13 protein-coding genes are annotated in these 15,023 nt (G+C 60.6%); 9 read left to right on the top strand and 4 right to left on the bottom strand.

Going from position 1 to position 15,023, the window contains the following annotated elements; genetic code table 11:
- The first annotated feature begins 20 nt into the window (after positions 1–20).
- The 3 genes from ACSQ3G_RS25860 to ACSQ3G_RS25870 are packed head-to-tail and all read left to right on the top strand — an operon-like array spanning position 21 to position 2,835.
- A complete protein-coding gene (locus ACSQ3G_RS25860; RefSeq protein WP_436112270.1) occupies positions 21–788 on the top strand; it encodes an SDR family oxidoreductase in 768 nt (255 codons plus the stop codon).
- A gap of 57 nt (positions 789–845) precedes the next feature.
- Complete coding sequence (locus ACSQ3G_RS25865) at positions 846–1,793, top strand: 2-hydroxyacid dehydrogenase (protein WP_436112271.1); 948 nt, start codon at positions 846–848, stop codon at positions 1,791–1,793.
- Positions 1,794–1,803: 10 nt separating this feature from the next.
- Positions 1,804–2,835 carry an L-idonate 5-dehydrogenase gene (locus tag ACSQ3G_RS25870; RefSeq protein WP_436112272.1) on the top strand — a complete coding sequence of 344 codons (1,032 nt, stop codon included), beginning with the start codon at positions 1,804–1,806 and terminating at the stop codon, positions 2,833–2,835.
- A gap of 162 nt (positions 2,836–2,997) precedes the next feature.
- Here the strand turns inward: ACSQ3G_RS25870 and ACSQ3G_RS25875 are convergent, their stop codons facing one another.
- Positions 2,998–4,281 carry an MFS transporter gene (locus ACSQ3G_RS25875; protein WP_436112273.1) on the bottom strand — a complete coding sequence of 428 codons (1,284 nt, stop codon included), beginning with the start codon at positions 4,279–4,281 and terminating at the stop codon, positions 2,998–3,000.
- Between the two features lie 199 nt (positions 4,282–4,480).
- Positions 4,481–4,936, bottom strand: a complete 456-nt coding sequence (locus tag ACSQ3G_RS25880) for a MarR family winged helix-turn-helix transcriptional regulator (RefSeq protein ID WP_046627575.1) — start codon at positions 4,934–4,936, stop codon at positions 4,481–4,483.
- A gap of 206 nt (positions 4,937–5,142) precedes the next feature.
- Here ACSQ3G_RS25880 and ACSQ3G_RS25885 point away from each other — a divergent pair, with 206 nt between their 5' ends.
- Genes ACSQ3G_RS25885 through ACSQ3G_RS25905 form a run of 5 tightly spaced genes read left to right on the top strand, consistent with a single transcriptional unit; the run spans position 5,143 to position 9,910 of the window.
- Positions 5,143–5,682, top strand: a complete 540-nt coding sequence (locus tag ACSQ3G_RS25885) for a flavin reductase family protein (protein ID WP_105439967.1) — start codon at positions 5,143–5,145, stop codon at positions 5,680–5,682.
- A 10-nt stretch (positions 5,683–5,692) separates the two neighbouring features.
- The gene (locus ACSQ3G_RS25890) at positions 5,693–6,925 is read left to right on the top strand and encodes a flavin-dependent monooxygenase (RefSeq protein ID WP_436112274.1); all 1,233 of its coding nucleotides are present in this window, start codon (positions 5,693–5,695) and stop codon (positions 6,923–6,925) included.
- A gap of 46 nt (positions 6,926–6,971) precedes the next feature.
- Entirely contained in the window at positions 6,972–7,952 is a 981-nt protein-coding gene (gene tsdA / locus ACSQ3G_RS25895; RefSeq protein WP_436112275.1) for a gamma-resorcylate decarboxylase, read from the top strand.
- A gap of 25 nt (positions 7,953–7,977) precedes the next feature.
- Positions 7,978–9,042 (top strand): maleylacetate reductase, encoded by a 1,065-nt coding sequence (locus ACSQ3G_RS25900; RefSeq protein WP_436112276.1) that lies wholly within the window; start codon positions 7,978–7,980, stop codon positions 9,040–9,042.
- Between the two features lie 19 nt (positions 9,043–9,061).
- Positions 9,062–9,910, top strand: a complete 849-nt coding sequence (locus ACSQ3G_RS25905; protein WP_436112277.1) for a dioxygenase family protein — start codon at positions 9,062–9,064, stop codon at positions 9,908–9,910.
- Between the two features lie 133 nt (positions 9,911–10,043).
- Here ACSQ3G_RS25905 and ACSQ3G_RS25910 read toward each other — a convergent pair whose 3' ends face one another.
- Together ACSQ3G_RS25910 and ACSQ3G_RS25915 are read right to left on the bottom strand one after the other, a co-directional pair.
- The gene (locus tag ACSQ3G_RS25910; protein WP_436112278.1) at positions 10,044–12,038 is read right to left on the bottom strand and encodes a PhoX family protein; all 1,995 of its coding nucleotides are present in this window, start codon (positions 12,036–12,038) and stop codon (positions 10,044–10,046) included.
- Positions 12,039–12,375: 337 nt separating this feature from the next.
- A complete protein-coding gene (locus ACSQ3G_RS25915; protein ID WP_436112279.1) occupies positions 12,376–13,266 on the bottom strand; it encodes an alpha/beta fold hydrolase in 891 nt (296 codons plus the stop codon).
- Between the two features lie 196 nt (positions 13,267–13,462).
- Between ACSQ3G_RS25915 and ACSQ3G_RS25920 the strand changes: the two genes are divergently transcribed.
- On the top strand, positions 13,463–15,016 hold the full coding sequence (locus tag ACSQ3G_RS25920; RefSeq protein ID WP_436112280.1) for an MFS transporter: 1,554 nt from the start codon (positions 13,463–13,465) through the stop codon (positions 15,014–15,016).
- The last annotated feature ends 7 nt before the right edge of the window (positions 15,017–15,023 follow it).

Below are 15,023 nucleotides of genomic sequence, written 5' to 3' on the forward strand. Positions count from 1 at the left end.
CTTTTCGGAAAGAGGTTTGAATGACCTTCCCATTATTTGATCTGACCGGCCGGCGTGCGTTGGTGACAGGTTCGTCGCAGGGCATTGGGCTGGCGATTGCGCGGGGGCTTGCGCAGCATGGGGCTTCGGTCGTGCTGAACGGCCGCGACCCCGTGAAGCTTCAAGTCGCCGTCGATAGCCTGCAGAATGAAGGCTACGAGGCGAGGGCGGCCGACTTCGACGTTACCGATCCCGATGCCGTCAAACGCGGTGTTGAGGCTATCGAGCACGGGATCGGGGCGATCGACATCCTCGTCAACAATGCCGGGATGCAGTTCCGCAGCCCGCTCGAGGATTTCCCCATCGACCGCTGGGAGCAGCTCATGAAGACCAACGTCTCCAGTGTCTTTTATGTCGGCCAGGCAGTGGCGCGCCACATGATCGGCCGAGGGCAGGGGAAGATCATCAACATCGCCTCGGTGCAGAGCGAGCTGGCACGCCCGGGCATCGCTCCCTACACGGCCACCAAAGGCGCGGTGAAGAACCTGACCCGCGGCATGTGCGCGGATTGGGCAAAACACGGCCTGCAAATCAACGCGATTGCACCCGGCTACTTCAAGACACCCTTGAACCAGGCGTTGGTCGATAACCCGGAATTCTCGTCCTGGCTTGAGAAACGCACACCGGCAGCCCGCTGGGGCGATGTCGAAGAGCTCGTCGGGGCAGCGGTGTTTCTCGCCGGCAAGGCTTCCTCCTTTGTGAACGGGCACACGCTCTATGTCGACGGCGGCATCACAACCTGCCTCTAGGGAAGCCCGCGCACGGGCAGCGACAAACCATCATCTACATCACAATGGAGGAAACCAATGGCCAAGCCGGACATCCTGCTCGTCGGGCCTTACCCGGAATGGGATCTCGTCGAGCTGGAAGCGCAGTACAACGTGCGCAAGCTCTACGAGGCTGAAGACCGCGATGCATTTGTTCAGGATCATGCGGACGGCATTCGCGCCATCGCCACGCGGGGTGAGCTAGGCGCCTCCGCCGAACTGATCGCCAGGCTGCCGAAGCTGGAGATCGTCTCGGTCTATGGTGTCGGCTATGACGCAGTCAATCTCGACGCCTGCCGGGCGCGCGGCATCCGCGTGACCAATACGCCGGACGTGCTGACCAATGACGTGGCCGACCTTGGCGTGGCAATGATGCTGGTCCAATCGCGCGGCATGATCGGCGCAGAGACATGGGTGAGGGACGGAAGCTGGGGGACAAAGGGTCTCTATCCGTTAAAGCGCCGAGTCTGGGGCCGCAAGGCCGGGGTTCTCGGCCTTGGCCGTATCGGCTTCGAAGTCGCCAAACGCCTCAAGGGCTTCGACATGGACATCGCTTATAGCGACGTTGCCGCAAAACCTTATGCGGAAGGCATGACTTTCATCGCCGATCCGGTTGAACTTGCCCGGCATTCTGACTTCCTGTTCGTGACGCTGGCGGCCTCGACTGTCACGCGCCATATCGTTTCGAAGAACGTGATCGAAGCACTCGGGCCCGAAGGCATGCTCATCAACATCTCGCGCGCCTCCAACATCGACGAGGAAGCACTGCTCGCCGCACTCGAAAGCGGAGCGCTTGGATCTGCGGCACTCGATGTCTTCGAAGCCGAGCCGAAGCTCAATCCGCGTTTCCTCGAACTCGGCAACGTCCTGGTGCAGCCGCACCATGCGTCCGGGACGATCGAGACCCGCAAGGCCATGGGCAAGCTGGTGCGCGACAATCTCGCCGCCCACTTTGCCGGCGCCAGCTTGCCAACCCCCGTTCTCTGAGGACAAGCCCATGAAAGCCGTCGTCATTCATGCCGCCAAGGATCTGCGCATAGAGGAACGGGAGGTCGAGGCGCTCGGCCTCGGACAGGTGGAGGTGGCCATCGAGGCCGGCGGCATCTGCGGTTCCGACCTGCATTATTACAATCACGGCGGCTTCGGTACGGTGCGCGTGCGCGAGCCGATGATCCTCGGCCACGAGGTTGCAGGAACGATCAAGGCATTGGGGTCGGGCGTTTCCGGACTGGCCGTCGGCGACCGGGTGGCGGTGTCGCCGAGCCGTCCCTGCAACGCCTGCGACTATTGCCTGAAGGGGCAGCAGAACCATTGCCTGAACATGCGCTTCTACGGCAGCGCCATGCCCATGCCGCACATCCAGGGCGCATTCCGCCAGCGTCTGGTTGCAGAGCAGTGGCAGTGCCACAGGGTAGCTGACGGCGTCTCGATCAACGAAGCGGCGATGGCGGAGCCGTTCGCGGTAACGCTGCATGCGGTGGCACGCGCCGGGTCGCTCGCTGACAAGCGGGTTCTTGTGACCGGCTGCGGTCCGATCGGTGCGCTGGCGATCATCGCTGCCCGTGCCCATGGTGCCAGAGAGATCGTCGCGACCGACGTCATTGGCGCGGTCCTCGACAAGGCGCTGGCGGTCGGCGCCGATCGGGTCATCGACGTCGCCAGCAATCCGGAACAGCTTGCGGCCTATTCCGCAAACAAGGGTTATTTCGACGTACAGTTTGAGGCTTCCGGCAACGAACGTGCCGTCCGCGCCGGCCTGGAAGTGCTCCGGCCCCGCTCCACGGTGGTCCAGCTCGGGCTCGGCGGCGACGTCTCCATCCCGCAGAACATCGTGGTCGCCAAGGAAATCGAAATGAAGGGCACTTTCCGTTTCCACGAGGAATTCGGTCTCGCCGTGGACCTGATCGGCAAGCGGCGCGTCGATCTGAAGCCGCTGCTCACTGGCATCTTCCCGGTCGAAAATGCCGTGGAGGCTTTTGAGACTGCCGGCGACAGAACCCGGTCGATGAAGGTGCAACTGGCTTTCTAGCGATCGAACAGGATCGACAGGGTTGGCGTCAGTGGAATTGAAGCCGAGCCTCTGCCAGGACAACAAGAGTAGGAGGCGGCTTTTGAGAAGCCGCCTCCTACATTCTTGGGTTCAATACCTGCAGAATAGGATGCCTTGACCTGCCGAGGCCCGGGCGAGAGTTCAAACAGTCTTTTTCTTGTACAGCAGTGTCGCCAGAGCCAGAACGCAGCCCACCGCACCGACGGTCGCGAAGATGTAGAAGTTCCATTGCGGTGCAAGTCCTGCTCCCAGGACGGCACCGCCGATGGCGGGCCCGATCATCCCCCCGACGCGACCGATACCCAGCGAAAAGCCAAGGCCGGTACCGCGAATTTCGACCGGGTAGAGATTTCCGACCAGGACGTTGGCCAGAATCTGCGTTCCAATCGTTCCGGTTCCAGCCAGCGCGACCAGACCGTAGACCTGAAGGCCCTGGCCTACCTGGGTCAACATCCAGATCGAGCATGCGCCGAGGAGGAACATTCCCGCCACAACCATCTTGACGTTGCCAAGATCGGCAATTCTCGCGCCGATCAGCAGACCGACTGCCGCACCAAGATTGAGCGTGACGGAGAAGAGAAGGGCGGAACCGAGGTCGTAACCCATCTTGTTCATGATGGTCGGCAGCCAGTTCACCATGCCAAATGTGAGCAGAAGCGAACAGAAGTGGATGCCCCAGGCGTTCAATGTCGGCAACAGGCGGCCTTCGGAAAACAGCGACTTGATGCCTACCTGACGCAGAGCAGCAGGCCTTGGATTAGGATTGGGCAACCCATACTGATCAGCTATCCGATTGGCTTCTGCCTGGCGGTTCTTGGTCGCCAGCCATTCCGGCGATTCCGGAAGGACGCGCAGGAACAGCGGAAGAAGCAGTATCGGTGCGCCGCCGATGAACATCAGCACGCGCCAACCGTAAGTCTCGATCAGCATAATGCCGAGAATGCCCGAGATAATGCCGCCGGCGAGATAACCGAGAAGCGCCGTCGAGTAGGCCATGGCTTTCCGCTTGGGCGGGGAGAACTCGATGATCAAGGCAGTTACCGTCGGAAACAGCGCGCCCAGACCAAGACCGGCGAGAAAACGGGTTCCTTCGAAAATCAGGAAGCTCGGAGCCAAACCGCTGCCGATCATCATCACCGAAAAGCTCAAGAGGCTCCCGATTATGACCTTGCGGCGGCCGATCCTGTCGGCAAGGGTTCCGGCAATCAGGGCGCCGAGCAGCATGCCGAACAGGGTGATTGACGCGGCTCTTCCGACCATGCCAGGGGTCAAAGCCCAGCTTGCCTCCCGAAGCAGCGAAGGTGCAACCGCACCATAAACGATAAGGTCATAGCCATCGAAAAGGATCAACAGGCCGCATAGGGCGATGATCATGTTCGGGCTGCGGACGCGTGCCTTGGTGATAGCGACATCTTGTATGGTCATTTTTCCTCCCCACACATTTGAGTACAGGAAGTACGCTCCCGCCATCGGCAGGCCAGCATCGATCCATGTACAAATCCTCCGGATCGTCGTCGGCGTGTTTCCTCCCACACCGGACCCTCATCCCGAAGAGAGATGATGCCAGGACAACGATTGACGCGCCATTAGATACTTGCAGATAAAATATTTGCAAGTGCAAAAGTTATTGGTCGCTGGTTTTCCCTTTACCGGACATGGCCGGCAGATTGCTGTGCATCCGCTTCAACGCACTTTTCAGGGCGGTGACCTCTTCTTTGGACATGCCCTGCACAGCCGTGGCCTCGAGTTCCATGGCAAGCGGCATCAGCTTTTCGGTCAGTGCCTCTCCCTGTGGGGTCAACCGAACGATGACGATCCGGCCATTGTCCTCGGGACGGGTTCTCGAGACCAGCTTGCGTTTCGCCAGCGTGCCGACAAGCCGCGAGAGGGTGGAGATTTCAACCGAGACGACGTCGGCAAGGTCCCCAAGCGTACTTTCCTTGCGCTCCCTCAACATTGCCAGGACTCGATACATGGCGACGCTGAGATCGTTCTCGGCAATTCGTTGTGAGAAGACCTCGGCGATCCGCACGCCCGCACGATTGAGCAGGTAGGGAACTGAATCGGTAAGTTTGTACATGTCTCAGTCTGCTGGCGAAATCTCGTGTGCGGTTGACCGCGGCTTGTTCCGACATGCACCTAAATGGCCCAAATGACAACACGAGCCGCTGGATCACTTCGCAAAAAGGATCAGCATTGAACGAGAAATTGCCCGCAGTCTAAAATTTGTATTGACAATAGTTGCGTTTGCAATAATTTAACGCCAAGGAGACTCGGGAGGAACTCATGTCTGCCACAGCTGCCGCCGGCCCTATACCGGCAATTCCGCCTATCAGCGATGCGTTTCGCGCGACCATGCGCAGGTTTCCGGCGACGGTTACCGTGATATCCGCCTGCCGTAACGGAGCCGACCACGGCATGACCGCAACGGCGGTGACATCGCTTTCCATGGATCCGCCGTCGCTGATCATCTGCCTGAACAACCGCACTTACCTGCACGACATGCTGCTGGAAGTGCCGGAATTTGCCGTCAGCGTTTTGACGCACGAACAGGTTTCCGTATCGGAAGGGTTCAGCGGAAAGATCGCTCCGGAACGCCGGTTCGAAGCGGCCGATTGGGTTCGCCACGAACGGGGTATGATGGTCCTGGATTCGGCCCATGCCGCCGTGATTTGCCGTCGCATGGGTGCCGTTCCCTATGGAACGCATACGATCTTCATCGGCCAAGTGATAGACACCCGTCTTTCCAACGATACCACCCCGTTAATGTACGAAAACTCGAATTATTGCGCGCCACAGCACGCGCCTTTTACCTCCCATAACTGAGGGCAGTTCCATGAACAGTACAGCAGCCTTGTTTCCCGCTTCGATGCGGGCAGAAAAGCCATGTCTTGCCCAGCGCATCGCGCCGGTTCTTGATGAGATCCGCGCCGCTGCCCGTGATACCGAGAAGGCGGGGCGTGTGCCTGCCCGCAATATCGACCTGCTGCGCGGCGTCGGGTATTTCGATATTGTCAAGCCGGGCCGTTTCGGCGGCGACCAGGGCTCCTTTGCAGAGCTTGTCGATGCCAATATCGAGCTGTCATCGGCTTGCGCCTCGACCGGCTGGGTCGCGGGACTTCTCTCCGCGCATCAGTGGCTTCTTGCGATGTTCGACGAACGGGTTCAGCAGGAAGTCTGGGGCACGAACCCCGATGCACTTGTATGCGGTTCTTATGCGCCGACGCGCATGGCGGAGCGGGTGGAGGGCGGATTTCGCCTTTCCGGCGACTGGGCCTTTGCGAGCGGTTGCGAAAATGCGCAGTGGGCATTGTGCGCTGCCATCATCCCGCCAAAAATCGAGGGAGAGCGCGCCGTCCCGTCCTTTCTCCTGGTGCCTGCAAGCGACTACACGATCGCCGAGACCTGGGACGTCGTCGGTCTGGCCGGTACCGGTTCCAAGAGCCTGATCCTGAAAGACGTCTACGTACCCGAGCACCGTATCCTGGCCTTCCCGGATGCGACTGCGGGCAGAACGCCGGGCGGACGGGGATACGAGGGCATCGGCCTTTTCAACATTCCGCTCCTCATGGGGATTCCGTTTTGCCTCGGCAGCGCCGCCATCGGTGCCGCGAAAGGTGCGTTGACAAGCTATCTCGACCATATGGGCACGCGGATCACGCGCGGCGCGGTCGCCGGGGGCAACAACAAGATCGCCGAGTTTCCGACTATCCAGCTGAGGGTGGCAGAGGCATCTGCATCTATCGATGCAGCACGCGAGATCATGCTGCGTGACGTGGCGAGGGCACAGCGGCTGGCGCAGGAACGCGAAAACGGCACGGTCGAGATCACCGAGGAAGACAGGATTCTGGCGCGGCGCACGCAGTCCTTCGCCGTCAGCCTGTCCCTTCAGGCGGTCGAAGCCTTGAACGCCTCCACGGGTGGTCTCGGTCTTCAAATGTCTAATCCCGTCCAGCGGGCATGGCGGGATGCGAATGCCGTCGGACGCCACATTTCGATGAACTGGGACGCCGTCGGGACCATGGTCGGCCAGCATCTCTTAGGCCTGCCGCCCAAGGGTCAGTACTGATCCGTACACGTCCATTCTAGATTTGAGACAGGAAAGAGAGAGTATCGTGCAAGGCAAAATAGCGCTTGAAGAACACTTCGCCATTCCCGACACGCTGCAGGATTCGGCAGGTTTCGTGCCCGGAGACTACTGGACGGAACTATCGGCCCGCCTTCTGGACATACAGGACAAGCGCCTGCGGCTGATGGACGCCCACGGCATCGACAAGATGATCCTTTCCCTGAACGCTCCGGCTGTGCAGGCTATCCCGGACAAGGCCAAGGCTCTGGAAATCTCCCGCCGCGCCAATGACTTCCTGGCGGAGCAATGCCTCAAGAACCCCAAGCGCTTTCTGGGTTTTGCGGCGCTGCCCCTGCAGGATCCGGATGCGGCGATACGGGAACTGCAACGCTGCGTGACGACGATGGGCTTCGTCGGCGCGCTGGTGAACGGGTTTTCGCAGGAAGGCGACGGCTCGACCCCGCTTTACTACGACCTGCCGCAATACCGTCCGTTCTGGGCGGAGATGGAGAAGCTCAACGTTCCTTTCTATCTCCACCCGCGCAACCCGCTGCCGCAGGATAGCCGGATCTATGCCGGCCACTCGTGGCTGATGGGCCCGACCTGGGCCTTCGCACAGGAAACCGCTGTGCATGCGCTGCGGCTCATGGGATCAGGCCTCTTTGACGAGCATCCCGGCCTGCGCATCATTGTCGGTCACATGGGCGAGGGACTGCCCTATATGATGTGGCGGATCGACAACCGAAATGCTTGGGTCAAGGTCGAAAAGAGCTATCCCGCCAAGCGCCGCATAGCAGATTATTTCAACGAGAACTTCTACATCACCACGTCGGGGAATTTCCGCACCCAGTCGCTGATCGACGCCATGCTGGAAATCGGTGCCGACAGGATTCTGTTCTCGACCGACTGGCCGTTCGAGAATATCGACCACGCCGCCGACTGGTTTGATAGCACCACGATCTCGGAGGCAGATCGCCTGAAGATCGGCAGGACCAATGCACTTTCGCTGTTCAAACTCGATCGTTGAACATGGCGCAACGAAGACGGAGTTGATGGGTGTGGTAGCGTCCTTCCAATACAATATCGGTCCGGCAAGGGTCATTTTCGGGCCCGGTTCGCTTGGCCAACTCGCCGACGCAATCACGGGGCAGGGCTGCAAGCGCGCCCTGATCCTGTCCACCCCACATCAAAGTGCGGAAGCCGAAGGTATTGCCGCCGTCCTCGGCCCGCTTTCGGCCGGCCTGTTTACCGATGCCACGATGCACACGCCGGTCGATGTGACCGAGCGGGCGATGGCAACTTATCGTGCCGCCGGAGCCGATTGCGTCGTTTCCTTCGGGGGCGGATCGACGGTCGGGCTCGGGAAAGCGATCGCCTATCGCAACGATGCGCCTCAGATCGTGGTAGCGACGACTTATGCCGGCTCGGAAGTGACGCCGATCCTCGGCCAGACGGAAAACGGTGAAAAGACGACCGTCCGGGCCGCCAGCATACTGCCCGAGGTCGTCATTTACGACCCCGAATTGACCGTCGGATTGCCGGTCGCCATGAGCGTGAGCAGCGGCCTCAATGCGATGGCCCATGCCGTAGAAGGTCTCTACGCACGGGATCGCAATCCGATCTCCTCGATGATGGCAATGGAAGGTCTGCGCGCTCTGAAGCGGGCATTGCCACGGGTTCTGAACGAACCGCAAGATCTCGGCGCGCGCGGGGACGCACTCTATGGAGCATGGCTTTGCGGAACGGTGCTCGGCACCGTTGGCATGGCCCTGCACCACAAACTCTGCCACACGCTGGGTGGCAGCTTCGACCTGCCGCATTCAGAAACCCATGCGATCGTGCTTCCGCATTCCGCCGCCTACAACGCCCATGCAGCGGCAGATGAACTGAAGTCGGCGGCCGATCTCTTCGGGGGCTCACTGGGAGCCGGTCTCTACGACTTTGCAGCGTCGATCAACGCGCCTACCGCGTTGCGAGATCTCGGTATGAAGGAAGCAGATCTCGACCGTGCAGCTGATCTGGCCACCCGCAACCCGTACTGGAACCCGCGTCCCATAGAGCGCCAGGCGATTCGCGCCCTGCTGCAAAACGCCTGGGAGGGCGTGCGGCCGCAATAACGCATTCGGAGGAGTTTCAATGTCTCGATATTTCAGCGAGGAAAAATCCGCAGAAGCGGTCAACGCACGCACGGCCCAGGATATAGCGCCACGACTGGCCGAGGTCATGGCGTCGCTTGTCACGCATTTGCATGCCTTTGCAAAGGATGTCAGCCTTACCCAGCAGGAGTGGGAGACGGCAATCAGCTTCCTCACCCGGACAGGCCATCTTTGTCACGACGAGCGGCAGGAATTCATCCTGCTGAGCGACGCCTTGGGTTTTTCCATGCTGGTCGACGCCATCAACAATCGCCGGCCGGAAGGGGCAACCGAAAACACTGTATTCGGGCCGTTTCACGTCGAAGGAGCGCCAGTGCGCCAGATGGGAGAGACGATCTCTCTGGACGGCAGGGGCGAGAGTTGTCTTTTCATCGGCTGCGTGCTGGATCTTGACGGCCACCCTGTCGAGGGTGCGCGGATCGATGTCTGGTCGGACAATTCCGATGGGTTCTACGACGTCCAGCAGCCGGACATTCAGCCGAAATGGAATAATCGCGGGGTTTTCGTGACGGGCGCCGACGGCGCCTATAGTTTCGTCGGCATCAAGCCGGTTTCCTACCCGATCCCCGATGACGGCCCGGTCGGCCAGATGTTGAGATCGCTGGGCCGCCACCCATATCGCCCTGCCCATACCCATTATCTGATCACTGCGGAGGGATACCAGAAGCTCGTCACCCACACGTTTGTCGGCGACGATCCTTATCTGGAGTCGGACGCGGTCTTTGGGGTGAAAGACAGCCTGATCGCTCCCTTCGAGCGGACCGATGAAGCGACGATCTGGCGCTCCGATTTCAATTTTGTCCTGACCCCTTTGGATTACCGCGGATGAACTCTCTAGCTTCGTAAGGCGGATAACCTCCGTCTGCTGCGAGCCGGGGTGATGCACCCGCCCCGGCCGGCATTCACAGCCGGGCGGCAGCCTCGCTGCCGCCCTCGTTGCGGCTGACGCCGCGTTGATAGTGTCAGACGGCAATCTTGCCGCCGCCCACCTTGGTGATCGCAACGACTGCAGGTCGCACTGGCATGTCGGGCTTGAAGTCCGGCCAGCGGGTGGAAAGGTCCTCGTAGTAGGACGGACGGCCATGGCCAGGCCAGTCCTCGCCGCCATCGGCCGGATGCTGGACGGCGACGAAAGCCGTTTGGTCATCTGGTGTGAAGAGCGGGCCGCACATCTCAGCACCGACGGGAACGCGGAAGAAGAGCTTGGACGTGGCGCGGGCTTCACCTTCCGTATCGACGGCCCAGAGACCGTCCGTTCGGCCGGTCGCCTTGTTGTTGTTGCCGTCGGTCGAGACCCAGAGCCGGCCGGCGGAATCGACGGCGCAGTTATCCGGCATGCCGAACCAGCCATTCTTGGTGGTCTCGGTGGAGAAGGTCGCGCCGACCGCCGCAACGGAAGGATCGCCGCACTTCAGAAGCACTTCCCACTTGCCGGAGGTCGCGGTGAAATCGCCGTCGTTTTCGGCAATCTCGATGATGTGGCCAAAGGCGTTTTCTGCGCGCGGATTGGCGGCATTGACCTGGTCGGCCTTGCGGCGGGTGTTGTTGGTCAGCATCACGTAGACCTTGCCGTTGACGCCGTTCGGCTGGACGTCCTCCGGCCGGTCCATTTTCGTGGCACCGAGCACGTCGCCCGCGCGCCGACATTCGATCAACACGTCCGCCTGGCTGTTAAATCCGTTGGCGGCGGTCAGCGGTCCCTGGCCGTGGACCATCGGCAGCCACTGCATGGTGCCGTCCTCATTGAACTTGGCGACGTAAAGCGTTCCGTTGTCGAGCAGGTTCATGTTGGCCGCGCGGTCGTTCGGCTTGAACGTGCCTTCAGTCACGAACTTGTAGACATAGTCGAACCGTTCGTCGTCGCCGAGATAGAAGACGACCTTGCCGTTCTTCGCGACGATCGATTCGGCGCCCTCGTGCTTGGTCCGGCCGAGCGCGGTGCGCTTTTTCGGCGTGGAGGCCGGGTCCATGACATCAACCTCGACGATCCAGCCGAAGCGGTTCGGCTCGTTCGGCTCCTTGGCGAGATCGTAGCGGTCGTAGAAATTGGCCCACTCGTAGCTGCCTTCCGGAACGCCGTAACGCTTGTAGTTGGCGGCCTCTTTGTGGCCTTCCGGCAGCTTACCGGAGAAATAGCCATGGAAATTCTCTTCCGCCATGACGTAGGTGCCCCACGGCGTGACGCCGCCGGCGCAGTTGTTGATCGTGCCGATGGCGCGCGTGCCAGTCGCATCGACATTGGTTTTCAGGCGGTCGTTGCCGGCGGCCGGGCCGGTAATTTCCATCGGCGTGTTGGCAGTGATACGGCGATTGTATTTGCCGTCGGTGACGACCTGCCACTTGCCGCCGGCCTTGCGGATTTCGACGATGGTGCCGCCATGGGCCGCCATTTCGACATCCACCTGCTCCTTGCTGAGCGTGCCCTGCTTGATCTTGCCATCCACGACCTTGACGAGGCCTGGGAACATCAGGTGCGGGTTGGTGTATTCGTGATTGACGACGAGCAGGCCGTGCTCGCTCGAACCTTCGAGCGGAATGTAGCCGACATAGTCGTTGTTGTAGCCGAACTGCTTGCTCTGCGCATCGGCCGTCTGCTTGGTCGGATCGAATTTCGGCGCGCCGGGCAGGACGGCATCGCCCCAGCGCAGAAGGATGTCGGCGTCATAACCATCGGCCACGTGGTGGCTGGCATCAACGCCGGCTTCCACTTCGGTGAACTTGAAGGCGGACCCGCTCTTGTCCTGGGCACGGGCCTCGTCGGCGCTCATCAGGGCGACGGGGCTGACCGTGGCCGCGATAGCCGAGACGGCGAGCGAACCCTGCAGAAAATTCCGGCGCGAGAAACGCTTGCCGATGATTTCACCCATGGTCGGGTTGACGCTCGTGTTGTGGCCATCACCATCCGCGTCTTCAAGCTGAGTCGTCGGGAATATCTTCTGGGAAGTGTGCTCGTTCATTGGCTCGCCTCTAAGTTAGGATTTGCCCCAAGTCTGGAGCCGTTCTAACCTAAGGTTACACTATTACAGGTATGCGACAGGCATCGCCGCGCCGTCCATCTCTTGTCTCAGGGGCTCCAAATCTTTTTGGAGCCTGGCGAAACCACAAGTGTTACCGCTGCGCGCGAGGCCGTCAAGGAAGCGAACTTCAGGGGGAGGGCGGAGCCTACCGCGAGGTAAGCAAATTCTCGATGCAGCTGCCTATGCCGAACACCGCCTCAGCCACCGTCCTGGGTGCGCCAGTGGGCGAAAAAGATCGAAAACCGGCCGGTTCGAACCCATCTTGATCTCGGTGGGGCTATGTCGATTTGGGCATTGCGCTCTGTGAATTTACGATGAACTCGCACATAAGAGCGGCGCATTCCTGATGATGCGTCTCAAGCAGAAGATGCGCCCCGTCGTAAATGTGCATATCCAACCGGTCGAGTTCGCGGGCATAAGCCAGTACCTCATCAAGCTCGAAATACGGGTCGTGCCGCCCCCAGATTAGCAGCGCCGGCGGCTGATGATCGCGGTGGTAGGCCGAAATCTCCGGAAAGCGGGCGACGTAGCGGCCATAGTCGCTGAAGATGCGAAACTGTATTTCGACCAGTCCGGGCCGGCTCATCCGTTCCCAGTCGAGATGCCAGCCTTCCGGCGCGAACTGCGGTTTGAGCCTATCCGGGATGTCGCCGACATATGTGTGCCGCACCCCTTCGAAATTCAGCCATTCGGGCAGGTTCGCGCGGTTCTCCAGGGTGGGTTCCGCCCAATAGGCTTTGCTGGCGTCCCAAACTGGACCGAGGCCTTCCTCATGGGCATTGCCGTTCTGAATGATGAGCCCAAGCACGCGGTCGGGTCGTGCCAGCGCCAGATAGTAGGCGACCGGCGCTCCAAAATCGTGGATGTAGAGGAAGAACCGCTCCAGCCCGATCTCCCTCGTCAAGGCATCGACCGTCCGCGCCATGGCGTCGAACGTGTACTCATAGTCTTTAGGTGCCTCCGTGAAACCGAAGCCGGGCAGATCGGGCGCAACGACCCGCGCTACGCTCGCCAAGGGGCTGATGACGTCTCGAAAACTGTAGGATGAGCTGGGTTGGCCATGGAGCAGCAACACGCCGGGCGCATCGCGGCGCCCCGCCTCGCGATAGAACAGGTCTACCCCATCTACTTTGACTGTCTGATGCCTGGCCTTTTGCACGTCAAGCATGCCGACCTCCTCGTTTTTCTGACCCGCATGTCAACATTCAAGGAGTGAATTGGTTCACCTGAAAATCCTGCCGTCCGCCCCGTCGTGACCGCATCTGGCTGGATCGGGGCATCTCCAACCGGGCGCGACAAGGTTGGAGCGTTGCCATTTATCATCTGGCGCGCCACATTGCCGCCGCCGCTATAGGAGGAGTTCCATGCATACCGGAAGTGCCAAAGCAGGCCAGAACCTTGCCGGACGCAGGGAGTGGATCGGGGTCTGCGTGCTCTCGATTGCCTGCCTCATCTATTCGATGGATCTGTCCATCCTGTTCCTGGCCATTCCCGCGATCGTCGCAGATCTCAACCCGTCGGCCTCCGAACTCCTCTGGATCAACGACATCTACGGCTTCATGGTTGCCGGCTTTCTGGTTACGATGGGCACGCTGGGAGATCGGATCGGTCGCCGCCGCGTGCTGCTGATCGGAGCAGCCGCCTTCGGCGTCGCCTCGGCGCTCGCGGCCTTTTCTACCACCGCGCAACAGCTCATCGTGTCGCGGGCGCTTCTCGGCATCGCCGGAGCGACGATCGCACCCTCAACTTTGTCGTTGATCGTCAACCTGTTCAGCAACGAGGCGGAGCGTAACCGCGCCATCGGCATTTGGGGCACGGCTTTTGCCCTCGGTGGCCTGATCGGGCCGCTCCTGGGCGGCTTTCTGCTGCAATATTTCCACTGGGGCGCGGTATTTCTCATCAACATCCCGGTCATGCTCATCCTGCTGATTGCTGCTCCCATCCTGCTGCCGGAATACAAGAGCGCGGACGGCGCCAGGCTTGACCTCCTGAGCGTACTGCTGTCGCTCGCGACCGTGCTGCCCATCATCTACGGCTTCAAGCATGTGGCGGCAGACGGTTTTGACACTCGTCATCTGCTGCCCATCGGCGGCGGGCTCATTGTCGGCTGGCTGTTCGTGCGCCGTCAGAAAACCCTGCCGGATCCCCTGATCGATCTGAAGCTCTTTGCTCTGCCCGCCTTCACGGCCTCGCTTCTGGTAAACCTTGCGGGGATGTTCTTCGTGTTCGGCGTCTTTCTCTACCAGAACCTGTTCCTCCAGTTCGTGCTTGCCCTCACACCGCTCGAAGCGGCTCTCTGGTCGGTTCCCTCGTCGATCGTCTTCACAGTCATGTCCTTGCAAGCCTATCGGTTCACCAACCGTTTCGGCCCGGTCCGTACCGTATTGCTGGGCTTGGTGATAAACTCCGCGGGCATGTTTCTGATGTCGATCGCCGCCTATTGCGAAAGCCTGTTCGGGGTTCTCGGCGCAACCATGGTGATCGCAGTCGGTTTCGTGCCGGTCGTGCTGACGACAACCGGCCTGATCGTCGGAAGCGCGCCGCCGGAAAAGTCGGGCTCCGCCTCGGCGATTTCGGAGACAAGTGCCGAATTCGGAGGCGCGCTCGGCATCGCATTGCTCGGCAGCCTCGGCACCTTGATCTATCGCATGCTGATGGACGGGGTGAATGTTGGAGGCCTCGATGCCACTGAGAGTGCAGCGGTGAAAACGACGATTGGTGGCGCTGTCGAAACCGCAAGAGCGCTTCAAGAGAACGTCGTGCCGGCCTGGCTTGAAGCGGCCCGCCAGTCGTTCTCAACAGGCTTTGCCAGCTGTTGCCTAGTTGGGATGGTGACGCTGCTCGTGCTCGCGGCCATCGCCCGAAAGATCTACGCCCGCGCAAATATCGACGAGCAGGCCGTTGCGTCTGCCCATTGAGAAAAAG

It is taken from the genome of Neorhizobium tomejilense (genome assembly GCF_964254135.1).
GTDB lineage: Bacteria > Pseudomonadota > Alphaproteobacteria > Rhizobiales > Rhizobiaceae > Neorhizobium > Neorhizobium tomejilense.